At 71.1% G+C, this 26,118-nt stretch carries 22 protein-coding genes; 11 read left to right on the top strand and 11 right to left on the bottom strand.

Going from position 1 to position 26,118, the window contains the following annotated elements:
- Positions 1-5 precede the first annotated feature (5 nt).
- The 5 genes from cysT to JOE48_RS01550 all read left to right on the top strand — a co-directional run bounded on the left by cysT (position 6) and on the right by JOE48_RS01550 (position 4,141).
- Positions 6-860, top strand: a complete 855-nt coding sequence (gene cysT, locus JOE48_RS01570; RefSeq protein WP_210026319.1) for a sulfate ABC transporter permease subunit CysT — start codon at positions 6-8, stop codon at positions 858-860.
- Entirely contained in the window at positions 853-1,734 is an 882-nt protein-coding gene (gene cysW / locus JOE48_RS01565; protein ID WP_245252684.1) for a sulfate ABC transporter permease subunit CysW, read from the top strand. The genes cysT and cysW overlap by 8 nt, the downstream gene beginning before the upstream one ends.
- A gap of 16 nt (positions 1,735-1,750) precedes the next feature.
- Positions 1,751-2,776 carry a sulfate/molybdate ABC transporter ATP-binding protein gene (locus JOE48_RS01560; RefSeq protein WP_210035502.1) on the top strand — a complete coding sequence of 342 codons (1,026 nt, stop codon included), beginning with the start codon at positions 1,751-1,753 and terminating at the stop codon, positions 2,774-2,776.
- A gap of 39 nt (positions 2,777-2,815) precedes the next feature.
- Positions 2,816-3,865 (top strand): cysteine synthase A, encoded by a 1,050-nt coding sequence (locus tag JOE48_RS01555; protein WP_210026317.1) that lies wholly within the window; start codon positions 2,816-2,818, stop codon positions 3,863-3,865.
- Positions 3,866-3,985: 120 nt separating this feature from the next.
- The gene (locus JOE48_RS01550; RefSeq protein ID WP_007563230.1) at positions 3,986-4,141 is read left to right on the top strand and encodes a hypothetical protein; all 156 of its coding nucleotides are present in this window, start codon (positions 3,986-3,988) and stop codon (positions 4,139-4,141) included.
- 52 nt (positions 4,142-4,193) lie between these two features.
- On the opposite strand, the gene JOE48_RS01545 is transcribed toward JOE48_RS01550, so the two are convergent.
- On the bottom strand, positions 4,194-5,672 hold the full coding sequence (locus JOE48_RS01545; RefSeq protein WP_210026315.1) for a trypsin-like peptidase domain-containing protein: 1,479 nt from the start codon (positions 5,670-5,672) through the stop codon (positions 4,194-4,196).
- A 195-nt stretch (positions 5,673-5,867) separates the two neighbouring features.
- Here JOE48_RS01545 and JOE48_RS01540 point away from each other — a divergent pair, with 195 nt between their 5' ends.
- Positions 5,868-6,044 carry a hypothetical protein gene (locus tag JOE48_RS01540; protein ID WP_210026313.1) on the top strand — a complete coding sequence of 59 codons (177 nt, stop codon included), beginning with the start codon at positions 5,868-5,870 and terminating at the stop codon, positions 6,042-6,044.
- Positions 6,045-6,222: 178 nt separating this feature from the next.
- Here the strand turns inward: JOE48_RS01540 and JOE48_RS01535 are convergent, their stop codons facing one another.
- From JOE48_RS01535 to JOE48_RS01525, 3 genes are all read right to left on the bottom strand, one after another.
- Positions 6,223-6,522: an alkylphosphonate utilization protein gene (locus JOE48_RS01535; protein WP_210026304.1), complete on the bottom strand. Its 300-nt coding sequence runs from the start codon at positions 6,520-6,522 to the stop codon at positions 6,223-6,225.
- Between the two features lie 172 nt (positions 6,523-6,694).
- Positions 6,695-7,981 (bottom strand): crotonyl-CoA carboxylase/reductase, encoded by a 1,287-nt coding sequence (gene ccrA, locus JOE48_RS01530; protein ID WP_012318106.1) that lies wholly within the window; start codon positions 7,979-7,981, stop codon positions 6,695-6,697.
- Between the two features lie 181 nt (positions 7,982-8,162).
- A complete protein-coding gene (locus JOE48_RS01525) occupies positions 8,163-9,269 on the bottom strand; it encodes a catalase (RefSeq protein ID WP_245253040.1) in 1,107 nt (368 codons plus the stop codon).
- A gap of 195 nt (positions 9,270-9,464) precedes the next feature.
- On the opposite strand from JOE48_RS01525, the gene JOE48_RS01520 reads away from it, so the two are divergent.
- The 4 genes from JOE48_RS01520 to JOE48_RS01505 all read left to right on the top strand — a co-directional run bounded on the left by JOE48_RS01520 (position 9,465) and on the right by JOE48_RS01505 (position 15,303).
- The gene (locus JOE48_RS01520; protein WP_210026302.1) at positions 9,465-11,507 is read left to right on the top strand and encodes a protein meaA; all 2,043 of its coding nucleotides are present in this window, start codon (positions 9,465-9,467) and stop codon (positions 11,505-11,507) included.
- Between the two features lie 111 nt (positions 11,508-11,618).
- Positions 11,619-13,304, top strand: coding sequence for a methyl-accepting chemotaxis protein (locus tag JOE48_RS01515; RefSeq protein WP_210026300.1), 1,686 nt, complete (start codon positions 11,619-11,621; stop codon positions 13,302-13,304).
- Positions 13,305-13,348: 44 nt separating this feature from the next.
- Positions 13,349-14,386: a glycosyl transferase gene (locus tag JOE48_RS01510; protein WP_210026287.1), complete on the top strand. Its 1,038-nt coding sequence runs from the start codon at positions 13,349-13,351 to the stop codon at positions 14,384-14,386.
- On the top strand, positions 14,383-15,303 hold the full coding sequence (locus JOE48_RS01505) for an NAD-dependent epimerase/dehydratase family protein (RefSeq protein WP_210026284.1): 921 nt from the start codon (positions 14,383-14,385) through the stop codon (positions 15,301-15,303). The genes JOE48_RS01510 and JOE48_RS01505 overlap by 4 nt, the downstream gene beginning before the upstream one ends.
- 137 nt (positions 15,304-15,440) lie before the next feature.
- Here the strand turns inward: JOE48_RS01505 and JOE48_RS01500 are convergent, their stop codons facing one another.
- From JOE48_RS01500 to JOE48_RS01475, 6 genes are all read right to left on the bottom strand, one after another.
- A complete protein-coding gene (locus tag JOE48_RS01500) occupies positions 15,441-17,432 on the bottom strand; it encodes an SDR family NAD(P)-dependent oxidoreductase (RefSeq protein WP_210026283.1) in 1,992 nt (663 codons plus the stop codon).
- Positions 17,433-17,526: 94 nt separating this feature from the next.
- Positions 17,527-18,378 (bottom strand): DUF1206 domain-containing protein, encoded by an 852-nt coding sequence (locus JOE48_RS01495; RefSeq protein WP_210026281.1) that lies wholly within the window; start codon positions 18,376-18,378, stop codon positions 17,527-17,529.
- A gap of 119 nt (positions 18,379-18,497) precedes the next feature.
- Positions 18,498-18,839 (bottom strand): hypothetical protein, encoded by a 342-nt coding sequence (locus JOE48_RS01490; RefSeq protein WP_210026279.1) that lies wholly within the window; start codon positions 18,837-18,839, stop codon positions 18,498-18,500.
- Positions 18,840-18,897: 58 nt separating this feature from the next.
- Positions 18,898-19,455 carry a Uma2 family endonuclease gene (locus tag JOE48_RS01485; protein ID WP_210026277.1) on the bottom strand — a complete coding sequence of 186 codons (558 nt, stop codon included), beginning with the start codon at positions 19,453-19,455 and terminating at the stop codon, positions 18,898-18,900.
- A 56-nt stretch (positions 19,456-19,511) separates the two neighbouring features.
- A complete protein-coding gene (locus JOE48_RS01480) occupies positions 19,512-20,702 on the bottom strand; it encodes a M23 family metallopeptidase (protein ID WP_245252683.1) in 1,191 nt (396 codons plus the stop codon).
- 109 nt (positions 20,703-20,811) lie between these two features.
- A complete protein-coding gene (locus tag JOE48_RS01475) occupies positions 20,812-21,279 on the bottom strand; it encodes a peroxiredoxin (protein WP_210026272.1) in 468 nt (155 codons plus the stop codon).
- Between the two features lie 183 nt (positions 21,280-21,462).
- On the opposite strand from JOE48_RS01475, the gene JOE48_RS01470 reads away from it, so the two are divergent.
- Complete coding sequence (locus tag JOE48_RS01470) at positions 21,463-24,897, top strand: hypothetical protein (protein WP_409518548.1); 3,435 nt, start codon at positions 21,463-21,465, stop codon at positions 24,895-24,897.
- A 224-nt stretch (positions 24,898-25,121) separates the two neighbouring features.
- Here JOE48_RS01470 and JOE48_RS01465 read toward each other — a convergent pair whose 3' ends face one another.
- A complete protein-coding gene (locus tag JOE48_RS01465) occupies positions 25,122-25,895 on the bottom strand; it encodes a ferredoxin--NADP reductase (RefSeq protein WP_210026263.1) in 774 nt (257 codons plus the stop codon).
- Positions 25,896-26,118 lie beyond the last annotated feature (223 nt).

The following is a 26,118-nucleotide window of genomic DNA, read 5'->3' as shown; positions in this document are numbered from 1 at the left end:
AGACCATGGTCGAGACGCCCCGCCCCCGTTGGACCTTCCGACGGCCGAGCGTGATCCCGGGTTTCGGGATCAGCTTCGGCTACACCCTGACCTGCCTCGGCCTGATCGTCCTGCTGCCGCTCGCCGGGCTGGTGGTGAAGGCGTCGGGGCTCGGTCTCTCCGGGATCTGGGACGTCGCCACCGATCCGCGGGTGGCGAGTGCCCTGCGGATCAGCTTCGGCGTCTCGGCGATCGCGGCGCTCGTCGCCTCCGTGTTCGGCTTTCTTGTGGCCTGGGTGCTGACCCGCTACCGCTTCCCGGGCCGCAAGCTCGTCGACGCGGCGGTGGACCTGCCCTTCGCCCTGCCGACCGCAGTCGCCGGCATCGCGCTCGCCTCGCTCTACGCGCCGGACGGGCTGCTCGGCGCACCGCTCGCCCGCCTGGGCATCCAGGCGGCCTACACGCCGGTCGGCATCTTCATCGCCATGGTGTTCATCGGCCTGCCCTTCGCGGTCCGGACCGTGCAACCGCTGATCGCCGAGATCGACAAGGAGATCGAAGAGGCCTCCGCCACCCTCGGGGCGACGCGCCTCGTCACCCTCACCAGGGTGGTGCTGCCGCCGCTGATCCCGGCGGTGCTCACCGGCTTCGCGCTCGCCTTCGCCCGGGGCGTGGGCGAGTACGGCTCGATCATCTTCATCGCCGGCAACCTGCCCTACGTGTCGGAGATCGCGCCGCTCCTGATCATCATCAAGCTGTCCGAGTTCGACTACGGCGGCGCGGCGGCCATCGCGACGATCATGCTCGGGATCTCGTTCCTGACGCTGCTCGCCATCAATCTGATCCAGGCCTGGTCACGGCGGCGGTTCGGCTATGTCTGAGATCTTCTCCCCCGCCTTCGTGCCGGCCGCGACGCCGGCCCCGGTCGCCTCGGAGGGGACCCGCGTCCGCGTGATTCTGATCGGGATCGCCGTGGCGTTCCTGGCGCTGTTCCTGGTGCTGCCGCTCTTCGCGGTCTTCACCCAGGCCTTCTCGAAGGGGCTCGACGCCTTCCTGAGCGCGTTCCGGGAGCCCGACGCCTGGAGCGCGATCCGCCTGACGCTGACCGTGGCGGCGATCGCGGTGCCGTTCAACGTCGTGTTCGGGCTGGCCGCCTCCTGGGCGATCGCCAAGTTCGAGTTTCCCGGCAAGTCGCTGCTGATCACCCTGATCGACCTGCCGTTCTCGGTCTCGCCGGTGGTCTCGGGAATGATCTACGTGCTGCTGTTCGGGTCCCAGGGCCTGTTCGGCACCTGGCTCATCAATCACGGCATCCAGATCCTGTTCGCGCTGCCGGGGATCGTGCTGGCGACGGTGTTCGTGACCTTCCCGTTCGTCGCCCGCGAGCTGATCCCGCTGATGCAGGAACAGGGTACCGCCGAGGAGGAGGCGGCGCTGACGCTGGGCGCATCGGGCCTGCACGCGTTCCGCACGGTGACGCTGCCCAATATCCGCTGGGGCCTGCTCTACAGCGTGCTCCTCTGCAATGCCCGGGCGATGGGTGAATTCGGGGCGGTGTCGGTGGTGTCGGGCCACATCCGCGGCCTGACCAACACCATCCCACTCCACGTGGAGATCCTCTACAATGAGTATAACTTCGTCGCCGCATTCGCCGTCGCTTCGCTCCTCGCCGTCCTTGCCCTCATCACCCTCGTCCTCAAATCCGTCCTCGAATGGCGCTTCGCAGGCGAGCTCGCGCACGGCCGAGCTGACTGACCGGGTCTCCACGGCGATCCGCGTCGAGGGCGTCTCGAAGACCTTCGACACGGCCGCCGTGCTGCACGACCTGTCTCTGGACGTGCGGGCCGGCGAGCTGATCGGGCTCCTGGGCCCGTCGGGCTCGGGCAAGACGACGCTGCTGCGGATCATCGCCGGGCTCGACGCGCCGGACCGGGGCCGGATCCTGTTCGGGGGCGACGACGCCACAGGCCTGCCCGTGCAGGAGCGGGCGGTCGGCTTCGTGTTCCAGCACTACGCCCTGTTCAAGCACATGAGCGTCGCCGACAACATCGCCTACGGGCTGAACGCGCGCCGCCGGGCGGACCGGCCGGCCAAGGCCGAGATCAAGCGCCGGGTCGGCGACCTGCTCGACCTGATCCGGCTCTCGGGCTTCGGCGACCGCTACCCGTCGCAGCTCTCCGGCGGCCAGCGGCAGCGGGTGGCGCTGGCCCGGGCGCTGGCCGTCGAGCCGCGGGTCCTGCTGCTGGACGAGCCGTTCGGGGCGCTGGACGCCCAGGTCCGCAAGGACTTGCGCCGCTGGCTGCGCGAGATCCATGATCGTACCGGCCAGACCACGATCTTCGTGACACACGACCAGGACGAGGCGCTGGAGCTGTCGGACCGCGTGGCCGTGCTCGACCGGGGCCGCCTGGAGCAGGTCGGTACCCCCGACGAGGTCCAGGAGAACCCGGCCTCGGCCACGGTCATGAAGTTCCTCGGCGATTCCGTCGAGGTCGAGGCGATCGCCGAGGGCGGACGCGTCCTGGTGCGGGGTCGCGAGACGCCGATCGTCGCGCCGGCCGGGATCATCGGCCCGGTGAAGCTCTACGTGCGGCCCTGGCAGCTGCAGCTCGCCGAGCCCGAATCCGCGCACCTGTCCGGCACCGTGCGCAGCTCGTATCGAACCCAGGGCCGTCAACGGATCGAGGTGGTCGATGCCGAGGGGCGTGTGCTGGCCGTGGAGGCTTTCGACGGCATCCGCTACCCAGCCGGGCACCCGGTCGGACTGCGGATCAACGGCGGGCACGTTTTCGGGTGAGGCTCGCCAGCGGCAGCGCTGCATCCTAGGCTCCTATCCATGACCGCACCCAGTCGCGAACCCGCCGCCGATGTCCTCGCCGCCATCGGCCAGACGCCGCTGATCCGCCTGCGCCGCGCCTCCGAGGAGACGGGCTGCGCCATCTACGGGAAGGCCGAGTTCCTCAATCCCGGGCTGTCGGTGAAGGACCGCGCGGCGCTCTCCATCGTGCGGGACGCGGAGGCGAAGGGGCTGATCCGGCCGGGCGGCACGATCGTCGAGGGCACCGCCGGCAACACCGGCATCGGCCTCGCGCTGGTGGCCTCGGTGCGCGGCTACCGGACGCTGATCGTCATCCCGGTCACCCAGTCCGAGGAGAAGAAGCAGACCCTGCGGCTCGCGGGCGCGCGCCTCGTCGAGGTGCCGGCCGTGCCCTTCGCCAACCCGAACAACTACGTCCACGTGGCCAGGCGGCTCGCCGAGAAGCTCTCCGCGACGGAGCCGGCCGGCGCCTTCTTCGCCGACCAGTTCGACAACATCGCCAACCGGCAGGCGCATGTGGACGGCACCGGCCCGGAGATCTGGGCGCAGACCGGCGGCCAGGTCGACGGCTTCGTCTGCGCGGCCGGAACCGGCGGCACGCTCGCCGGCACCGCCGAGGCCCTCCGCGTCCGGAATCCGCAGGTGCGGATCGCGCTCTCCGATCCGGAGGGTTCGGCCCTCTACGCGCATTACACGACCGGAACGCTGAAGGCCGAGGGCTCCTCGATCACCGAAGGCATCGGTCAGGGCCGCATCACCCGCAACCTCGAGGGCTTCACCCCCGATCGCGCCTTCCGGATCCCGGACCGTGAGGCCCTCGACATCGTCTTCGGCCTGATGCGTGAGGAAGGGCTGTCGCTGGGCGGCTCGTCGGGCATCAACGTCGCCGGCGCGATCCGGCTGGCGCGGGACCTCGGGCCCGGCCACACGATCGTGACCATCCTGTGCGACGGGGCGGCGCGCTACGCCTCCAAGCTGTTCAATCCGGCTTTCCTCACCGAGCGCGACCTGCCGGTGCCGGGCTGGCTGGACGCGCCGGAGGCGGCCCTGCCGGACTGGCACGCTTGAGGCTGGCGGCCGCATCCCGACTTTTCACACAAAAGCTTGGCCGGCCGTTGAACGGAACGGATTGTCGCAGCGTTTGAACGGTCACGCTCGCATTAGCGCAGCCGTTCGGAGAGCCCGACCATGTCCCTCGTCACCATCCTTCTCATCATCCTGATCATCCTGGCCTTCGGCGGCGGCGGCTTCCTCGGCGGCGGTGCATATCGCGGTCCCGGCTTCGGCCTCGGTGGCATCCTGCTGATCGTTCTGATCGTGCTGCTGGTCACCGGCCGGCTGTAAGCCCGAGCCCAAGCCTGAGCGGATGCGCGTCGGCTGGCCGGCGCAGGTTCGCTCAGCGGCAGGTGATCGCCACGACGGCGGGCGCGACCGCGCCGGGACCGCCATCCCGGCGCGGCGTCGTCGCGGAGAGGCCCTGGGCGGCCAGGAAAGCCGTGACGGCCCGCGCCGGCACAAGCGGCAGGCGCGAAGGCGGCACCACCCCGGCGACCCGGCGCGGCGCCGCGGGATAGCGGGCGACGAGTCCGACGAGGGCCCCCGACCGGTCGAGCACCGGCGCGCCGCCGGATCCCGGTTGGAGCGCCGCGATCACGTCCCCGCCGCGCGACTCGCCGGGAGCGGCCTGGACGCCGTCCGGGGACGGGGCAAGGGCGATCAGGCTGTCCTCGGCGCCGACGGGCTCGGTCCGGATTGCGAGCTGGAGCGGGGCAGGGGCGCCGGGCACGTCGAGGAGGGTAAGGCCGGCGGGATCGGTGGCGAGCACCCGCGCCGGCACCGAGCCGATGCGAGGCTGGGCGCATCCCTCCAGCACGGCGGCGGCAGTCAGCACGCGTCCCGGCGCCACCGTGAGACCCGCGCCCGATACCGGAGCGGATGACAGGCTCGCCGGCCTCAGGGGCACGGCGGCTTGCGGCGGGGATGCCGGTTTGCCGGCAGCGCCGGCCGCCGGTGCTGACCCCGAGCCCGCCGGGATCTGAGCGACCGGTACCGTAGCGGGGTCCGGAAACGGCACGAAGGCGTTGGCTACGGCGATGACGAGCCGGTCGACCTCTGGCGCCAGGGCGCGGTCGTAGCCGAGCAGGAAGCCGCGCACGCCCTCCGGTCCGGACGCGTAACGGATATAGGACAATCCCGTCCCGGTCTCGGCGGTGACCACCACGGTGTCGGGCCGCCGCAGCTTGTAGGTCACCTTGCGGCCGGGAAGCGGCGCGGTGGCCTTCTCGAACAGGGTGTCCAGGGTCTCGGTCCCGGGCGGGAAGACGCGGGATTCCAGGGTCACGCGGCCGTCCTGGCTCTGCCAGCGGGTTCCGGAGGGCAGGGCGGTGCGCTTCGCCAGCAGGCGCTCGGGCACCCCCATCAGGGCACCTGTGCCGGGATCGACCGAGACGCGGAAGCGCGCCGCGTTCCGCGCCGCCGCGCCGGCGGAGAGCAACGCCGCCCGGACGCGCGGATCGAGGGGATCGGCCCCGCCGGTCCGGGCGCCGTAGGCGTTGAGCGCCTCGAAGGTCCGGCGCCCGAAGGCCCCCGACACCACGGCGTTGAAGTCGCCGGTCCAGACCAGGGCATCCTGGACCGCCTTGCGGTCGGCCTCCGGCAGCGCCTCGAAGGTCACCTTCGCGGACTCGAAGGCGGGGTCGGCCGGCGCCCCCGCCGCCGGCGCCGGCCTCGGTGCGGCCCGGGCCGGAACCGGCCGATCCTGAGCCAGAACCGGCAGGCCGCCGAAGGCGATCAGGATCGCGAGCGATGCCCCGCACCGGGAGCGGCCGCGCGACGCGCCCGGGGGCCGACACCGCGACGAGACACCCGAATCCATCTTCGTCCCCCGACCGTCGCCGTCCCGATCCTGGCAGAGGCCGCAGCGGCAGGCCAGATCAAACCGTCTCTCCGCCCCGGTGCGCCCGGGCCGGCAATGCGCTAGAGGGCGGATGTCCGGCTCTGGGCGGCGGCCGGATCGCCGGATCGTTCGACCGGCCACGTGAGGCCGCCACGGTTCGACGCGGAGCCCGGCATGAGCGACCCGAACAACACCTTCAAGAAGGCGCCCAAGCGCAAGCCCACCAAGGGCAAGAGCATCAGCGTCTCTCCGGAGATGCGGCAGGCCTATGCCGACCTGATCCAGCAGCGCGCGGACAAGGAGGAGGTCTATGGCCGCCACCTGCCGCAGGACGAGTCGCGCCGGCGGTAGCCGGCGGCCCGCGAAAGCACGCGGCCTCGCCGCGCATCGTCCTCGCGGGCGGCGCGAAGCCATCCCGTCGGCGACGCGGTCGAAGACGCCGCGCTGCGCGCCCTGACGCGGCGCGCGGTCCCGTCGCGTGATCGGGATCGCACCGACAGCCGGCGATCGTCCCGGCAGGGCCGTCCGTTCAGCGCTTCCGGACGAATTCGGTGCGCAGGACCAAGCCCTTGATCGTGTCGTGGCGGCAGTCGATCTCCTCCGGATCGTCCGTGAGCCGGATCGACCGGATGACGGTGCCTTGCTTCAGGGTCTGGTTGGCGCCCTTGACCTTGAGGTCCTTGATCAGCGTGACCGAATCGCCGTCGGCCAGGACGTTGCCGGCCGCGTCGCGGACGGCCGCCGTCTCAGGGAGCTTGGCCGCGGTCCCGGGCGGGAGCCATTCGCCCGTCGCCTCGTCGTAGACGTAAGCCTCGTCGTCGGCGCTCAAATCCGTGCCCCCTGTTCGGATCGGGGCCGGGTCCTGTCAGGATCTCGTGGGCCCGTCATCCGCGCGCGTCCCGGCACACCGAACCGGTCGCCGAGTCGGCGCGGGACGCCGGGAGCTTAGCCGATCGGGCCGGCCCCGCGCGAGAGCGGCGGGGCCGGCCCGACGGGACGCCTTACCGCTTCAGCGGGCCGGCCTCGATCACGTCCTCGACCGTGCGCAGGCCGGCGCGCGGGGAGTTGACCAAACAGGCCATGTTGCCCGGCGGGTGCTGGTTCTTCCACATCTTGGTGTGGGCCTGGGGGATCTTGTCCCAGGGGAAGACCTCGCTCATGCACGGGTCGATCCGCTGGTCGAGCACGAACTGGTTCGCCGCCGAGGCCTGCTTGAGGTGGGCGAAGTGCGAACCCTGGATGCGTTTCTGCCGCATCCAGACGTAGCGGGCGTCGAAGGTGATGTTGAAGCCGGTCGTGCCGGCGCAGAACACCACCATGCCGCCGCGCTTCACCACCAGCGCCGAGACCGGGAAGGTCGCCTCGCCGGGATGCTCGAACACGATGTCGACATCCTGCTTGCCGGTGATGTCCCAGATCGCCTTGCCGAACTTCCGCGCCTCCTTGGTCCAGGCGTGGAACTCGGGGCTGTTGACCTTCGGCAGCTGGCCCCAGCAGTCGAAGTCCTTGCGGTTGATGACGCCCTTGGCGCCGAGGCTCATCACGTAGTCGCGCTTCGACTCGTCGGAGATCACCGCGATCGCGTTGGCGCCACTCGCCGCGCAGAGCTGCACGCCGAACACGCCGAGGCCGCCGGAGGCACCCCAGATCAGCACGTTCTGGCCCGGCTTGACCGTGTGCGGGGCGTGGCCGAACAGCATGCGGTAGGCGGTGGCGAGCGTCAGCGTGTAGCAGGCGGCCTCCTCCCAGGTGAGGTGCTTGGGCCGCGTCATCAGCTGGCGCGACTGCACCCGGCAGAACTGCGCGAAGGAGCCGTCGCCGGTCTCGTAGCCCCAGATGCGCTGCGAGGGCGAGAGCATCGGGTCGCCGCCGTTGCACTCCTCGTCGTCGCCGTCGTCGCGGTTACAGTGGACGATGACCTCGTCGCCGACCTTCCAGCGCTTCACCTTGGAGCCGACCTTCCAGACGATGCCGGAGGCGTCCGAGCCCGCGATGTGGTACTCGCCCTTGTGGACGTCGAACGGCGAGATCGGCTCGCCGAGGCCGGCCCAGACGCCGTTGTAGTTCACGCCCGCCGCCATGACGTAGACCAGCACCTCGTCGTCGCCGATCTCCCAGACCGGCAGCACCTCGAGCTGGTGGGACTGCTCCGGGGGGCCGTGCCGCTCGCGCCGGATCGCCCAGGCATACATCTTGGCCGGCACATGACCCAGCGGCGGGATTTCACCCATCTCGTAGAGGTCCTTGACCTCCCCGCCCGTCGGACTGATCGCAGCGCTCGCCGCCATCTCGCTCTCCTCTCGTCCCGCGTGTTGCTCACGGCCGCGGTTCTCAATCGGGCTATAGCGGTGATGCCTGAGGCCTCCAAGTGGGTCGAAAGTCGAAAGCCGGTGGTTTCCGGCATGAAAAAGGCGCCGGCACAGGGCCGGCGCCCACGTATTCAAATTCGGTTTTTCGAACGACCAAGTATTATTCGGCCGCCGCCTTGCCGGCCTCGATCCCGAGACCTTCCGCGACGCCCCGCCCGAAGTCCGGGTAGACTTTATACCAGTGGCCGATCATCCGCGCCTGGATAAGACGCGGCGAGTCGCCCATCGCGGTGACGATGTTCTGAACGAGCCGCTGGCGGGCGCCCTCGTCGAGCCCCATCGACCACAGGTCACGCGGCTGGCCGTAGAGGTCCGCGTCGTCGTTGGGCCAGCCGTACCGGGCGGCGTCGCCCCGGATCCGGAGCGGCGGCTCGGCGAAGGACGGAGCCTCGACGGGCCCGCCGAACGAGTTCGGCTGACAATCGACCTGCGCGCCGTGGTTGCCGTCGGTGCGCATCGCACCGTCGCGGTGGTAGGTCTGGACCCTGGCGTTCCGGGCTTGGTCCACCGGGATCTGGTGGTAGTTCGCCCCGAGCCGGTACCGGTGGGCGTCCGCGTACGACAGGATGCGGTTCTGGAGCATCTTGTCCGGCGAGGAGCCGATGCCGGGCACGACGTTCGATGGTTCGAAGGCCGATTGCCCGATCTCCGCGAAGTCGTTCTCCGGGTTCCGGTTCAGCGCCATCGCGCCGATCTCGATCAGCGGGTAGGCGCCGTGCGGCCAGACCCTGGCGAGAGCGAGCGGATTGATGCGGTACGTGTCGGCGTCCAGCTCGGGCATGATCTGGACCTTCACCGCCCATTCCGGGAAGTCGGCCGCCTCGATCGCCGAGGACAGGTCGGCGGACGAGTAGTCCGGATCCTTGCCGGCGATTTCGTCGGCCTCGTCGGCGGACAGGTTCTGGATCCCCTGCCTGGTGTGGAAGTGGAACTTCACCCAGGAGCGCTCACCCTTCTCGTTCCAGAGCGAGACGGTGTGCGAGCCGTAGCCGTTCGTGAAGCGCGCCGATTTCGGCGTGCCGCGGTCGCTGTACCGGATCATGACCTGGTGGATCGCCTCCGGCGACAGGCCCCAGAAATCCCACCGGCGCCCGTGTGGAGGACGGGCGGGCGCAGGCGCGAATCGTGTTGCGCGCGATGCATTCGCTGGCGGCCCAACGCGCGGGCTCCCGATTGGCGCCCTCGTGAAGTGGATCAGAGCTGACAATCCCGGGGCGACGATGCGGCCGCGCGACAAGCCTCAAATCGGGCTGTCCCGGCGGACAAGTTTTTTAAAGGCCGGCCGGGCGCTGCGGGGGCCCCTTGCCCTTCTGTCCCGGATGACGGGCCGCCCGGCCTTCGCTACGGTGGCCGCAAGTCGGCGCCCCGCGCGCGGATACTAAAGATCACACGGAGGCGAGGGATGGCCGCAAGCGTCGCGGAGACCAAGAGCGACAAGTCGAGCCGCGACAAGCCCTGGATCATCCGCACCTATGCGGGGCACTCGACGGCGGCGGAGTCGAACAAGCTCTATCGCGGAAACCTCGCCAAGGGCCAGACCGGCCTGTCGGTCGCCTTCGATCTGCCGACCCAGACCGGCTACGACCCCGACCACGAGCTGGCCCGCGGCGAGGTCGGCAAGGTCGGCGTCTCGATCGCCCATCTCGGCGACATGCGGACCCTGTTCCAGGACATCCCGCTCGCCCAGATGAACACCTCCATGACGATCAACGCCACGGCCCCGTGGCTGCTGGCGCTCTATCTGGCGGTGGCCGAGGAGCAGGGGGCGCCGCTCGCCGCCCTCCAGGGCACGACCCAGAACGACATCATCAAGGAATACCTGTCGCGCGGCACCTACGTGTTCCCGCCCGCGCCGTCCCTCCGGCTCACCAAGGACGTGATCCTGTTCACGACCAAGAACGTGCCGAAGTGGAACCCGATGAACGTCTGCTCCTACCACCTGCAGGAGGCGGGGGCGACGCCGGTCCAGGAACTCTCCTACGCGCTGGCCATCGCCATCGCGGTCCTCGACACCGTGCGCGACGATCCGGAATTCGACGCCGCGAGTTTTTCCGACGTCTTCGGCCGGATTTCGTTCTTCGTGAACGCGGGCCTGCGGTTCGTCACCGAGATCTGCAAGATGCGGGCGTTCTCCGAACTCTGGGACGAGATCGCCCAGGAGCGCTACGGCATCGACGACCCGAAGAAGCGCATTTTTCGGTATGGGGTGCAGGTCAATTCACTCGGCCTGACGGAGCAGCAACCGGAAAACAACGTCCACCGCATCCTGATCGAGATGCTGGCGGTGACGCTCTCCAAGCGCGCCCGCGCCCGGGCGGTGCAGCTGCCGGCCTGGAACGAGGCGCTCGGCCTGCCCCGGCCCTGGGACCAGCAATGGTCCATGCGCATGCAGCAGATCCTGGCCTTCGAGACCGACCTGCTGGAATACGACGACATCTTCGACGGCAGCCACGTGATCGACGCCAAGGTCGAGGCGCTGAAGGTCGAGACCCGGGCCGAGCTGGAGCGGATCGGCGGCATCGGCGGCGCGGTGGCGGCGGTCGAGACCGGGGCGCTCAAGCGCGCGCTGGTGGAGTCGAACGCCCGCCGGATCTCGGCGATCGAGGCCGGCGAGCAGATCGTCGTCGGCGTCAACAAGTGGCAGCAGGGCGAGCCGTCGCCGCTCACCGCCGGGGAGGGCGCGATCTTCTCCGTCTCCGAGACCGTGGAGATGGAGGCGCAGAACCGCATCCGCGAGTGGCGCGGCCGCCGCGACGAGAACGCCGTGGGCCAAGCCCTCGACGCCCTGGAACAGGCGGCACGCTCCGGCGCCAACATCATGCCGCCCTCGATCGCGGCCGCAAAGGCCGGAATCACCACCGGTGAGTGGGGCGCGCGCCTGCGAAACGTCTTCGGCGAGTATCGGGCGCCCACCGGCGTGACCGTGGAGACGGTCTCCTCCGGCGCCGCCGAGGAAGCCAAGCTCCTGATCGCCGACCTCGGCGAGCGGCTGGGCGAGACGCCGAAGCTCGTGGTCGGCAAGCCGGGCCTCGACGGCCATTCCAACGGCGCCGAGCAGATCGCGTTGCGGGCCCGGGACGTCGGCTTCGACGTGACCTACGACGGCATCCGCCAGACCCCGGCCGAGATCGTCGCGAAGGCCAAGGAGACCGGCGCCCACGTGGTCGGCCTGTCGATCCTGTCCGGTTCCCACGTGCCGCTGGTGCGGGAGGTCCGGGCCAAGATGCGCGAGGCGGGGCTCGACCATATCCCGGTGGTGGTCGGCGGCATCATCTCGCCGGAGGACGAGCTGGTCCTCAAGAACATGGGCGTGCGCGCCGTCTACACGCCGAAGGACTACGCCCTCGATCAGATCATGGTCGGGCTGGCCAAGGTGATGGAGAAGAGCCTGGATCGCCGGGACGGCCTGTCCGACAGGCCGCGCGAGGAGGCCCAGGTCTACTGAACGGCCACCACGCGCAGGTTGAACGAGCCGCTAGATCATCTCAAACAAGTTTAACCGTTCTGCCGCCATAACGCCTTCGGTCCTTCCCTCCGGGACCGAGGGCGACATCCCATGCGCACCGGTATCTCGATCGCGGCCAAGCTCGGGTTCTGCCTCGCCGCGCTGTTTCTCCTGATCGCCGCCACGAGCGGCCTCTCGCTGTCCGAGCTGCGCAGCGTCAACGCCACCGCGGCAGAGCTGCGCGACGTGCGCGTTCCCACCACAGATTCCCTCGGGCGGATCGGCGTCCTGATCATGCGCCATCGGGTCAACGGAGGGCGCCTGATCACCGCCGACACGCCGGAGCTGCGGGCCGAGGTTGCGGCCATGATCGCCAAGCGCGGCGATCAGCTCGCCGCGCAGTTCACCCGCTACGAGGCCGAGCCGCTCACACAGGCCGAGCGCGACACATACGCGGCGCTGCGTCGGAACCTGGACGCCTACACCGACCTGCAGAGGCAGGCCGTGGACAAGGCCGCGTCCGGCGACGTCGCCGGCGGCCTGCGGATCTACAACACGGCGATGTCGGCCGGCATCAACGCCGTACTCTCGGAATGGGACCGGCTGGTCGACCTGAACGCCGCCGGCGCCAAGGCGAGCGGCACGCGGATCGAGGAGACGTACGCGGCCGCCAACCGGGACATGCTGGCGCTCGCCGGCCTCGCGTTGATCGTCGCGCTGGGCGCCCTGGTGATGGTGCTGCGCGGCGTCAGCCGGCCGCTGCGGGCGATCTCCGCGGCGACGCAGCGCCTCGCCGCGGGCGACACCGAGGCCGAGATCCCGGGCCAGAGCCGCCGGGACGAGATCGGCGCGCTGGCCGGTTCCGTGGTGGTGTTCCGCGACAACCTGATCCGGAGCCGCGCCCTCGAGGCCGAGACGGCGCTCGCCCGCGCGGATGCCGAGACCCAGCGCCGGGCCGCGACCCGGGCCATGGCCGACGCCTTCGAGCAGGCGGTCGGCGGCATCGTCGGCGGCGTCTCGGCGGCCGCAACCGAGCTGGAGGCGACGGCCCGGTCCCTGACCGGCAGCGCGACCGACTCGGCCGGCCAGTCGGGCACGGTCGCGGCGGCCGCCAACGAGGCCGCCGCCAACGTCAACACCGTGGCGGCGGCGGCCGAGGAGCTGGGCTCGTCGGTCCAGGAGATCGGCCGGCAGGTCAGCGGCTCGGCGGAGCTGGCGCGGATCGCCGTCGCCGAGGCGGCCGATACGGTGGCCCTGGTGCAGGATCTGAGCGCCGCCGCCGCGAAGGTGGGCGACGTGGTCGGCCTGATCTCCACCATCGCGGCCCAGACCAACCTGCTGGCCCTGAACGCCACCATCGAGGCGGCCCGCGCCGGTGAGGCGGGACGCGGCTTCGCGGTCGTCGCCACCGAGGTCAAGGAACTGGCCAGCCAGACGGCACGGGCCACCGAAGAGATCACCGGTCAGATCACCCGGATCCAGGCCTCCACCGGGCAGGCCGCGACCTCGATCGACGGGATCGGGCGGCGTATCCGCGAGATCGACGGTGTGGCGGCCTCGATCGCCGCCGCGGTGGAGCAGCAGGGCGCCGCGACCCAGGAGATCGTCCGCAACGTGGCCGAGGCGGCGGCCGGGACCGGCGCGGTCACCGGCACCATCGCGAGCCTCGCCCAGGCTGCCGAGGAGACCGGCGCGGCCGCCGCCCAGGTGCTCGGCGCGGCCTCCGAGATGTCGCGCCAGTCCGAGCATCTGACCGCCGAGGTCGGGCGGTTCCTCGCCACGGTGCGGGCGGCGTGAGCCGCCCCCTCACGGTTACGCCCGGGATCGCGTAGGACGGCGCCATGCCGTCCGCGCTGCCCACGCTCCTGCTTCTCGCCGTCCCGCTCGCCGCCGCCCTCTCGGCCGGGCTGATCCTGCGCCTGTTCCCGCTCCTGCAGCGCTACGCCCTGGCGCGGCCGAATGCCCGTTCGAGCCACACGGTGCCGACACCGCAGGGCGGCGGGATCGCGGTCGTCACGGCTCTGGTCACGATCTCGGGCCTCTTCATCGCGGCCCCCGAGATCGGCGGCCGGCCGGACTGGATCTGGCTCGCCGGCAGCACGCTCGCGCTGGCGGTCCTGGGTGCGGTCGACGACATCCACCCGCTGCCGGCCGCGTTCCGGCTCGCCGTGCAGGCGGCGACGGTCGGCCTGCTGGTCTGGCATCTCGACGGGCGGCTGCTGCCCGCGGCTCCCCTCTGGCTCGAGCGCGGCCTGACGCTCCTCGCGGGCCTGTGGTTCGTGAATCTCACGAACTTCATGGACGGGCTCGACTGGATGACGGTGGCCGAGGCCGTCCCGATCGCCGGGGCCCTCCTGCTGCTCGGCCTCGCCGGGCCCCTGCCGCCGTTGCCCGCCCTGGTAGCGGCCAGCCTGCTCGGGGCATTACTGGGCTTCGCGCCGTTCAACCGGCCGGTCGCGAGACTCTTCCTCGGCGATGTCGGGTCGCTGCCGATCGGGCTCGTCACCGCCTGGCTGCTCTGGCAGCTGGCCGTGGCGGGCGGCCTCGCGGCCGCCTTGCTGCTGCCGCTCACCTACCTGGCCGATGCCAGCCTGACGCTGCTGGCCCGGGCCGCCCGGGGCGAGCGGGTCTGGGAGGCGCATCGCGGACACTACTACCAGCGGGCCACCGTGAACGGCCTGCGCGTTCCGGGCATCGTGGCGCGCGTCTTCGGCGTCAACCTCGCCCTGGCGGCGCTCGCCGCCGCGACCTTGCTTTGGCCGTCCTGGCCGGTCACCCTCGGGGCGCTCGCGGCCGGGCTCGTCCTGGTCGCGGGCCTGCTCCGCCGCTTCGCCCGCGCCCCGGCGCCGGCCCCAGCCGAAGGTGCCGTTCAGCCTTGACCGGACTCATCGCGCTCACCGGGGCAACCGGGTTCATCGGCCGCCATCTGCTCGCCGATCTCACGGCCCGCGGCTACCGGGTCCGGGTCCTGCTGCGCCGGCCGACGGCCCTGCCCGAGGGTGCCGCGAGCGCGGTGGTCGGCGACCTGACGCGCCCGATCAACATGGCGGCAGCGCTCAGCGGCGTCGACGCGGTGGTGCACTCGGCCGGCCTCGCGCACGCCATGTCGGGTGCCCCCGAGGACGATTACCGCACGCTCAACACCGAGGCGACGCGCAAGCTCGCCGAGGCGGCGGCCCGCGCCAAGGTGCGCCGGTTCGTGTTCCTGTCCTCGATCCGCGCCCAGGTCGGGGCGAGCGCGCCGGGCGTGGTCGGGGAGGGCGATCCCGCGACGCCCACCGACGCCTATGGCCGCTCCAAGCTCGAGGCCGAGCGGGCGCTCGCCGAGGCCGGGCTCGATTGGGTCGCGCTCCGCCCGGTCCTCGTCTACGGCGCGGGCGTGAAGGGCAACATGGCCGCGCTCCTGCGGTTGGCGCGCAGCCCCTATCCCTTGCCGCTCGGCGGTCTCGTGGCGCGGCGCTCGCTGATCTCCCTGGACAGCCTGTCGGGTGCCGTGGCGACGGTCCTGCGGGCACCGCAGCCTCTGAACCGAGCCCTCGTCGCGGCCGACCCGGATCCGCTCAGCCTGCCTGAAATGATCGCGGCGCTCCGCGCGGGCCTGGGCCGCAGCGCGGGACTCGTCCCGGTCCCGGCCGGCTTCCTCAAGCTGGCCTGCCAGATGACGGGGCGGGAGGCGCAGTTCGCCCGCATCGCCGAAGGACTGGTGGCCCGTGCCGACGGCCTCGCGGCGCTCGGCTGGCATCCGGCCAGCGCGACCCGGGACGGGCTGGCGCAGCTCGCGCGGGCGGGCGGTTGAACGCTCCGGGCGGGATGACACGGTTTCCGGCTGAAGCCCCCGGATGACGGGCCCGCTCCGCTCGCAGAGCCGGGAATGCCGGAGCGATCCCCCGGACAAGGCATGACGCGCTGTGTCGCTTCCGAAGGCTGGATGCGTCAGCCGATGGCCGGGGTCGCGCCGGCAAACGGCGCCGCCTCCGGGATCCCATCGCCGGTCGCCGGCACCCGACCGGCCCGCGGGGCATTGCGGTCCCGGAAATGCGGCACCGCCGCCTCGAAGACCGCCTCCGCGGCCGCCCGATCGCCCGCCGCCACGGCTCCGCGCAGCTGCGCGACCCAGGCCTCAAGGCGCGCCCTGTCGGCGAAAACCGGCCGCGCCGCCATCACCCCGTCGATCCCCGGCAGCGTGACGCGCGGCTCCTCGCGGGCGAACAGGATCTCGTTGAGCCGCTCGCCCGGCCGCGCCCCGGTATAGGCGATCTCGATCTCTGCGCCGGGCTCGAATCCGGCGAGCCGGATCATGCGCTCGGCCAGATCCGCGATCCGCACCGGCTGCCCCATCTTGAGCACGTAGACCGCGGCGCGCGCCGAATCCGCAGCGGCGCGCGCCTCGCCGTCGGCGTGAGAGGCGGCCGTGAGCACGAGGTCGCAGGCCTCGCGCACGGTCATGAAGTAGCGGACCATCTCCGGATGGGTGACGGTGACCGGACCGCCGCGGGCGATCTGCGCCTTGAACACCGGCACCACCGAGCCGGCGGAGCCGAGGACGTTGCCGAACCGCACGGCGATCAGTCGGGTGGGGTGCTCCGGCCGGACGGATTGCTCGGCGTCGAGGGCCTGGGCGACCATCTCGGCGAAGCGCTTGGTGACGCCGAGCTGCGAGACAGGTTCGATCGCCTTGTCGGTGGAGATCATCACCAGGGCCCGGGCGCCCGCCGCGACCGCGGCCTCGGCGACGTTGATCGAGCCGAACACGTTGGTCTTGATCCCCTCCTGCCAGTCCCGCTCCAGATAGGGCACCTGCTTCAGGGCGGCGGCGTGGAGCACGTAATCCGGCCGGAACGCCGTGATGACCTGAAACGTCCGCTCGCGGTCGCGGATGTCGGCGAGGACACCGGTCACCTCGGCCTGCGCGGCCAGGATCGCGGGGTGGCTGAGGATGCCGTGGAGTGCCGGCTCGGACGAGTCGAGAACCAGCACCGCGGCGGCCCCGAAGGCCACGGCCCGCAGGCAGATCTCGGAGCCGATCGAGCCGCCGCCCCCCGTGACCACCACCCGGCCGGTGAGGAATGCCTCGAGGCGCTGCCGGTCGATGGCCACGGTCGGCCGCAGCAGCAGATCCTCGATCTCGAGCGGCGCCAGCTGCGGCCCCTGCGCGCCTTCGCCGAGGCCGGCCACGCGGGCGAGCGGCAGGCCGAGGCGGCGGGCCCGGACGAGGAGGTCGTCGGGCGCAGCCTCCGGGGCGAGGGCGCTCGGGGCGGCCACCAACCGCCGCACCGGCTCGCCGCGGGCGGCGAGATCGGCCACCACCCGCTCGAGATCCGGGAAGCCGCCGAGGACCGGCACGCCGCGCATGAACTGACCGCGCTCGTCCGCCCGGGGCGAGAGGATGCCCCGCGGCGCCAGCTTCTTCACCGAACCGGCCTCGATCGCGCGGATCAGCACGTCGATATCGGCCCCGCGCCCGAGGAGCAGCGTCGGGACCGTGGCGGCCCGGGCGCTCGAAAGCCGGGACCGTGTGTCCTTGAGGTAGCGGAACGCGAGCCGCGCGCCGCCCAGGAAGAAGATCTGCAGCACCCAATAGAGCAGGATCGCGATCTTGCCGAAGAAGTAGAATCCGTAGAGGTCCGACGAGACCAGCACCCAGTCGGTCACCAGCAGCGCTAGGGCCAGCACGCTGGCCGCGCGCACGATCCCGGCGAGATCCTGCAGGGACGCGAAGCGCCACTTGGTCCGGTAGAGCCGGAAGCGGCCGTAGACGAGGCCTGCGACGATCAGGAACGGCGGCAGCAGAAGGGGCAGGGCCTGCAGGCGCTCGGCGAGCATGCCGCCCTGGAAGCGGAACAGGAAGGTGAGCACCACGGCGGCTGCGGTCGCCGCGAGGTCGTGGGCCACCATCACCGCGGTCTTGTAGAAACGCTGCTGCATCGGGTGCCGGATCGGGATGCCGCGGGGTATCCGCCGCGGCACCGGCCCTGTCAACGCGGCGGGAAACCGGCCCGGCGCTGCGCCGCTACCGGCATCAGGTCAGCGCACGGACCGCGGCACCCGCCGCATCGTCCACCCTGTCGATGTCCGGGGCGTCGATGTGCCGGTAGCGCGCCTGGATCAACCCGAAGGCTCCGAACGCCGCGTGGCCCGCCGCGACGAGCCCGAGCAGGATCCAGCCGTAAGGCTGGGCGCGCAGCAGCGCGAAGGCGTCGGTCAACCCCTTGGCGTCCGAGGAACGCTGATGCCAAGCCGCCGCCACGAGAAAGCCCCCGATGATCAGGAAGGCCAAGCCCCGCGCCGCGTAGCCGAAACGGCCGATCGGCCCGGCCCAGCGCTCGCGCGCGCGGGCATCGAGGGCGAGCCGGTCGGTGACATCTCCCCGCCACGCCTTGCCCAGGAAGCCGAATCCGCCGCCGACCACCGCAAGGCCGCCGAGGGCCACGAGCCAGCGTCCGAAGGGCTTAGCCAGGAGCCAAGCGGTCCAATCGTGCATGCCGTCGCCGCCGCTCATCCCGAGGCCGAGGCTGAGCGAGGCCGCACTGGCGGCGAGTCCCAGATAGAGCCCGGCACTGATCAGGTGCGCCCCGCGGACCGCGAGGCCTTTGGCCGAGGTGCCGCGCCGGTCCGCATCGGTGACGCCCTCGACCAGGCGCCAGAACGCGAAGCTGAGGAGCCCCAACGCGATCAGGCCGACCACCAGCGCACCGAACGGTCCGGCCAGCACGGCGCGCAACGCATCCTTGCTGTCGCCGGCCCGCCCGCCCTGCCCGACGGACGCGAGCAGCGCCAGGGCGCCCACCACGATATAGACCGCGCCGCGCGCGCCGTAGCCGAGGCGGGCGATGCGCTCGATCGTGTTGCGGCCACCGGGAAGCGGCCTCATCGGCGAACCCGGACGGCAAGAGGATCGATGGTCGGCATAGGCGGGATCCGATCGTGCGGGACCGATCAACGCCCGTCGGCTCGGACCCGATCCGTTGCCGTCACCGCGATCCCGTCCCGCTACGGTGGCGTCCGCTCGGCCCGGCCGGACAGCGACACGTAGAACCCGAGGCCGTCCTGGGCCGGCAGCGTCTGCAGGCGCTCGATCAGCCCGCGGCGCTTGGCATCGAGGAGCAGGCGCCCGGCCGGCTGGAACAGGGTCTCGCCCCCGCCCTCCGGCGGCGGGTCCAGGCGGATCGCCACGGTCTTGCCCTTGGCGAAGCGGCTGCGCTCCAGCATGTCCTTGAGGGAGGCCTCCGCGGTCGCCCGGTTGGCGCCGCGCAGGTCGAGCACCGATTCCGCGTCCGTCACGCCGAGGGAGCCGCGCAGCTTGGCGGCGTAGAAATCTTCGAAATGGGGCAAGTCGTTGCCTTGATGCTCTGCCGGGCCGGGCAAGCCGGCCGTTGAGATCGGGTGCGGCTCAGAAGGTGAGGCCGCGATAGATGTCGCGCACCGGCACGGCGCCATCAAGCTCCGGCAGCGTCACGGCCGCGTCGAGCCCGGGCGCCGCCACGCTCCAATCCGCGTCCGCGCGCCGCCAGACCTCGACCCGGGCCTCGTCGGAATAGACGATCAGCAGCACCGCGAGGCTCGGCACGGTCCGGTAGAAGTCGATCTTGCGGCCGCGGTCCAGGCTCATGGTCGAGAGCACCTCGGCGACGAGGAGCGGATCCGCCGCATAGCCGTCCGGCAGGGGCGCCCCGCACCGGACCACCACGTCGGGAACCGGAGCGAGATCATCCATCGCCGCGCTGAGGATCGCGAGGCCCGGCATGGCCCGGCAGCCCCGCGGCTCTGCCAGGGAATCGAGACGTCCCGCCAAATTCATCACGATCCGCTGGTGGCGCTCCCGCGGCGGCGGCATGAGCACCGGCTCGCCGTCGAGCAGCTCCCAACGCTCCCCGTCCGGGCGCGGCTCCAGCCAACGCCTATACTCGGCGACGCTCATCCGCGCGTCGCGCTTCACGGCCAATGCCATGGCGGCCTCCGATCGCGACTCGAAGTTAGCACGGGGCGGGGGTTGGGGCGACGGGATCAATCGGCCCCGAGCTGCGCCGTCGCCAGCGTGGCGCCAGCCTCCAGGAAGCGCTGCGGGTCGACCGGCTCGCCGTCGACGCGGGTCTCGTAATGCAGATGCGACCCCGTGGACCGCCCGGTCGAGCCGACGAAGCCGATCACGTCGCCGGCCGCGACACGCTGGCCCGGGCGCACGGCGATGCGGGAGAGATGGCCGAACCGGGTGGCCAGGCCGTGACCGTGGTCGATCTCGACCATGTTGCCGTAGCCCCCCGCGGCCTCCGCGGTGGTCACCCGGCCCGCGGCGGTGGCGCGGGCGGGCTCGCCGTACTCCGCCTTGAGGTCGAGGCCGGTATGCAAGGCAAGTCCGCGGGTGAATGGATCGAGACGCGTGCCGAACGGGCTCGACACCGGCGCCTCGCCCCGGATCGGCCTCGCCAGGGGCAGCGCGGCGGCGAGCCGGCGCAGGCGCTCGCCGTCGCCGAGCGCCCGTCGGGCCAGAGCGAGGCCGGCCTCGAACCCGGCGCCGTCCAGCGCCTGGGCATCGAGCGAAACCAGCGGGCCGCCGATGCCGGCGGCCGGCGTCGGCGCCTCGAAACGCCCGAGATCGAGGCCGGTACGGCCGATCGTCCCGCGCAGGCGCCGGACCTCGTCACCGATCCGGACGGCCAGGCGGGCGAGGCGCTCACCCTGGGCCGCCTGCAAACCTTCGAGATGCGCCTCCAAGCGGACCAGTCCGGTCTCGGCATCGTGCGCGCTTCGGCGGGGCAGGGGGCGACGGTCAGGTCGCGACCGCACGGGACCTTCGGACGGCCGCAGCAGGAGCCCGTCATCGGGCGCGGCGCCAGCCTCATCCGCGCGCGACGGCAGCGTGCCGGTGATTGCCGGATCGGTCGGACTCTGCCGGTCGAGACCCGCGAGGGCCGCCGTGCGCCGCTCGAGATCCGCCTGGCGCTCCAGCGCCGCCGAGACCCGGTCCGCCAAGCCCTCTTCGGAGCCGGCCCGGTCGCGCCGGTCGCGCTCGATCAGGTCCTGAAGTTCCGCGATGCGCGCCTCGTAGGCGTCCCGCATCGCGCCCTGCCGGGCCACGAACCCGGCGAGCACGTCGTCGTGGAACACGATCACGTAGGAGGCGCCAAGCGCCCAGAGGAGGGCGAGGGCAAGGCCGGCGGCGAGCCAGGGTGCGGCCCGGCCCTGTGCAAGCGGCATGAGGATCTTCGGAGCGTGCATCCGGACGGCCCTGCGGGAGCCGTCATTCAATCCGCAGTAAGGTTAAGGATCCGTCGAGGATCCGTCGACCCGGATCCCTCCGCTGGCCTCAGGGAAGCGCCCGGGCGGCCTCCAGCACGGTCTCGGCATGACCCGGCACCTTCACCTTCGGCCAGAGCTTCGCGATGCGCCCCTCGCGATCGACCAGCACGGTGGTGCGCTCCACGCCCATGTACTTGCGGCCGTACATGCTCTTCTCGACCCAGACACCGTAGGCCTCGAGCACGCCCTTGTCCTCGTCGGAGGCGAGCGGGAAAGCCAGCCCGTACTTGCCGCAGAACTTGTCGTGGCTCTTCACCGGGTCGGGCGAGAGGCCGACGATCCGCGCTCCCGCCTCCGCGAAGGCCGGCAGGAGGCCGTTGAAATCCTGCGCCTCCAGGGTGCAGCCGCTCGTGTCGTCCTTCGGGTAGAAGTAGAGCACGACTTTGTGACCCTTGAGCGCGGACAGCGCGACCCGGCCTCCTGCAGAGGCGGGCAGGTCGAAATCGGGGGCGAAGTCACCCTCGGACAAGGACATCGTGCCTTCCTTTCGGCCGATTGATGATGTGCAATTGATTGCGTGCCGGGCATGACGAGGTTGCACCCGGCACGTCCGAGCCAAAACCGGAGTCGCGACCGCTGTAAAGCGTGGGCGCGCTTCGATCCACCGGCCGCGGCGCCTGACGGCTCCGCGTGCAGAGCCCCCGGAACAAGGGTCCCGATGGCGGACGAGACAACGTCGGCATGCAGACCTCGGGGGAGGGCACGTCGCGTCGGGGGCTTCTGCCTCGTGAGCGCCCTCGCCCTGATGCTGCTCCTCGGGGCCGGGATCGGCCTCGTGGCCGTGCGGCTGTCGAACGGGCCGCTGCAGATCGACGGCCTGTCGCGCCGCGTCGCCGCCGCGGTGGCCGAGCGGATCGGACCCGGATGGAGCATCGGGATTCGCGGCAGCAGCCTCGAACTCGACCGCGAGAACGCCCTCAGCCTGCGTTTCTCCGGCCTCGACATCCGCAATCCCCAGGGCGCCCTGGTGGTGCGGGCGCCGTTGGCGCTGGTCAGCCTCGACCTCTGGAGTCTCCTGCGTCTCAATCTGCAGCCGCGCTCGATCGAGTTCCGGGAGACGCAGACCACCGCGCTGGTGCACCGGGACGGCTCCATCGCGTTTGCGGCCTCGGAGGCCAACCATCCCGTCGACATCGAGCCGGTCACGCCGCCGAGCGTAGACGGGGTGCGCGGCAGCGTCTCGCCGCTCTCGGCCGCCATCGCGTCGATCTTCGGTGTCGTCCTCGATTCGAGTGGCGTCGTCGGCGCTCTCGACCGCGCCCGGGTCACGGATGCGCGCCTGCGGCTGATCGACGAGGACGGTCACGAGCGCGCAGTCTTCGCGCGGGTCAACGGCCTGTTCGGACGTGATCCCGTCAACGGGACGCGCAACTTCGAGTTGCGACTCGACGGGCCGCATGGGGAATGGCGCTTCGGCGGCTCCCTGCGCGACGGCGGCGCGAATCAGGAGCGCTCGGGCGTCATCACCCTGGACGATCTGCCGGTGACCGACCTCCTGCTGCTCTCAGGCCAGTCCGGCCTGCCGCTGACCACGGACCTGAAGGTTTCGGCCCGCGCCGACGTCAGCCTGGCGGCAGGCCGCATCAAGACGATGAGCGCCAAGCTCCACACCGGCGACGGCACATTCCTGATCGAGGAGAAGGACTTCAACCCGGTCACCGTCGAGAGCCTCGACGCCGCACTGGACTGGGACGAGGCCGGCCGTGTCATGTCGCTCACCGGGATGGATTATCACGGGGCCGGCAATGCCGTGCACCTGACGGGCACGTGGAGGGGAAGTCCGCCTGGCGCCAACCCGGCCTGGACCGCGACCCTGACAAGCCGCGACGCCACCTTACGCGGCGCGACGCCGCAGGACGCGCCGGTTAAGATCAACGCGATAGATGCGCAGCTCTCAGGGCGGGACGGCGGTATCGCCATCGACGCGCTGAACCTGTCCGCCCCGGGGGTGACGGGGGCGATCACCGGGACGATCGGGACCATCGCCGACGATGGCGGCCTCACGCTCCACATCGTCGGCCATGACGGCGAAGTCCGGACGGGCTTACGCCTCTGGCCCGAGCACATCGCGCCGCCGGCCCGGACCTATCTGGTGGACCAGTTGCGGCGCGGCCGGGTCGATTCCGTCGACATCCGGGTGAAGATGTCGGGGACCGTACTGGCCGCCGCGACCCGGGGCGATCCGGCACCGGACGACGCGGTCCATATCGATTTCCACGTCTCGAATGCGGCGATCGACGTCAGCGCCGATTCGCCGCCGGTGACCAAGGGCAACGTCGTCGGCGTCATCACGGGACGCTCGACCACGGTGCGGAACGTGACCGCCGAGGTGCACGGTCCGGACGGGCGCGGGCTCGCGATCACGGACGGCAGCTTCGTGATCCCGCAGATCACCCCGGATCGGGTGGTGGCGCAGATCGGCATGCGGCTCTCGGGGGGGGCCGACGGGATGGCGTCCGTCCTCCAGGCGAAGCTGTTCAAGACCGTGATGAGCGTCGATCTCGACCCCGCCACGATCAAGGGCAGCGCCGACCTGCGCGTCGATTTTCCCCTCGACCTCAAGCACATCCCCGACCTGCCGGACCTGCCGGTGACGCTGACCGGCACGCTGGGCGACCTCTCGGTCGACAAGGTGATGGGCAAGGACCGGCTGGAGGCCGGCCGGTTCTCCCTTTCGTACGATCGCGGCGCCTTCGCGCTGAAGGGCGACGGACGGGTCGCGGGCGCGCCGGTCTCGGTCGATCTGCGCCAGTCGAAGGTCGGGCAGCCGGGCGAGGCGGTGGTCAACCTTTCCCTGGACGACGCGGTGCGCGGCCGGAAGGGCCTGCCGACCGCGCCGCAGCTCACCGGCACGATCCCGGTCCGCGCCGTGGTGCCGATCGGGCGGCCGGGAACGGCCAAGCCGCCGATCCGGGTCGAGGCGGATCTCACCAAGGCCGGGATCGACGGGATGCTGCCGGGACTGACGAAATCCGCCGGCAAGCCGGGCCGGCTGACCTTCACGCTCGTGGATAGCGGCCAGACCCTGGAGCTGCGCGATTTCGCGTTCGACGCCGGGCCGGCGACGGCGCGCGGAAGCGTGTCCATCACACCGGACGGCGGCCTGGAGCGGGCGGACCTGACGAACGTCAAGCTCTCGCCCGGTGACGATCTGCGGGTGAGCCTCGACCGGACCGGCAGCGGCTACAAGGTCGCGGTCCGCGGCGCCGTGGTCGACGCGCGGCCGTTCCTGAAATCCCTCGGTGCGCCGGACGCGAAGGGTGGCAAGGAGTCCAATCCGAAGGATGTCGAGGCCGATATTCAGGTGCCGATCGTCACCGGATTCAACGACGAGGCGCTGACCAACGCCAACCTGCGGCTGTCGCTGCACGGCAAGACCCTACGCGGCGCCAACATCACCGGACGCTTCCGATCGGCGCCGTTCGCCGCGTCCGTCACGCGGGGCGACCGCGGCGCGCCGACGCTCGCCGTCGACTCCGCCGATGCCGGCGCGACCCTGCGCTTCGTCGACGTGTACCGGCGGATGCATGGGGGGCGGCTCAATGCCGGGATCGGCCTCAACGAGGGTCCGCAAGCCGGCGTCGTGCAGATCCGCGACTTCACCCTGCGCAACGAGCCGGCGCTGTCGAGCATCATGGCGCAGGGGCCGGAGACGAGCGACACGGACACGGCCCGCGGCCGCCGGGTCGCCCCGGGCCGCGGGGCCGGCGATGTCACCTTCGACCGGATGCGCGCCAATTTCGTTCGCACCGGGACGCGGGTCGCCTTCAGCGATGCGGCGATCTCGAATGCCGCCATGGGCTTCACCCTGTCGGGCTGGCTCGATACCGGGCAGGAGCGCACCCTCATCGACGGCACGTTCGTGCCGCTCTACGGGCTGAACAACGTGGCGTCGCAGCTGCCGCTGCTCGGGCCCCTCCTCGGCGGCGGGCACAATGAGGGCCTGTTCGCGGTCAATTTCCGCGTCTCCGGCAAGCTCGCCTCTCCGGACGTGAGTGTGAACCCGCTCTCGGCCATCGCCCCGGGCTTCCTGCGCAAGTTGTTCAGCGCCGGCGGTGGTCCCTTCGCGGATGGGATGCCGGCCCCGCAGTAAGGCCGGCACCGATCGATCGGGGACCATCGCGTTCGCCGCTACCGCGGGCGAAGCGAGTGACCCGCGGTAGCGGGCCGTCCGGAGCCTGCGCATCGGCTCGATGGCTTCGCACCGCGCGCAAGCACGGTGGCGCTGCGTCTTAAACTGTTGTTCCACAGACGGAAAAAGACACACCAAAGCCCGGCGCAGCGGACCGCACCGGACCGAAGCCAAGTCCCAAAAAACTACTTCTCGACGAAGGCTTTCTCGATCACGTAGTGGGCGGCCTCGCCGTGGTTGCCCTCCTCGTAGCCGCGCGAGGTCAGGAGCTCACGGGTATCGCGGATCATGTCGGGGCTGCCGCAGAGCATGAAGCGGTCGTTCTCGATCGACATCGTCGGCAGGCCGATATCCTCGAACAGCTTGCCCGAAACCATCAGGTCGGTGATCCGGCCGCGGTTGCGGAACGGCTCGCGGGTGACGGTCGGGTAGTAGATCAGCTGGCTCGAGATCATCTCGCCCAGGAATTCGTGGCGCGGCAGCGTCTCGGTGATGGTCTCGCCGTAGGCCAGTTCCTGCACCTGACGGCAGCCATGGACCAGCACGACCTTCTCGAACCGGTCGTAGGTCTCCGGATCCTTGATGATCGACAGGAACGGCGCGAGGCCCGTGCCGGTGCCGAGCAGGTAGAGGTGCCGGCCCGGCAGCAGGTTGTCGAGGACCAGCGTGCCGGTGGGCTTCTTGCCGACGATGATCGGATCGCCGACCTTCAGATGCTGGAGCTTCGAGGTCAGCGGACCGTCCTGAACCTTGATCGAGAAGAACTCCAGCTCCTCCTCGTAATTGGCCGAGACCACCGAGTAGGCGCGCAGCAGCGGCCGGCCCTCGACCTCGAGGCCGATCATGGTGAACTCACCGTTGCGGAACCGGAACGCCGGGTCGCGGGTCGTGCGGAACGAGAACAGATTGTCGGTCCAGTGATGGACCGACAGAACGCGCTCCTCGTAGAACTTGCTCATCGACGGATCAGTCCTCGAATCCTCTGATGCTCGGCTCACGGCCCCGGCGATTCGGGGCCCATGGTTCGGCGGATCCCGCCGCCCCCCTCGGGCGGGGGAGGATCCTCGGCGAGGGCACTCGCCCGGATCCGGATGATAAACACACGCGCGCTGCTTCTTTCGCAGTTGCAGCACACCCGTCAAGGCGTGCCGGGATCACACTCACGGAAGAAGTGAACGGTCT

Source organism: Methylobacterium sp. PvR107, from assembly GCF_017833295.1.
Taxonomy (GTDB): domain Bacteria; phylum Pseudomonadota; class Alphaproteobacteria; order Rhizobiales; family Beijerinckiaceae; genus Methylobacterium.
This window is presented reverse-complemented; position numbering and strand designations above follow the sequence as displayed.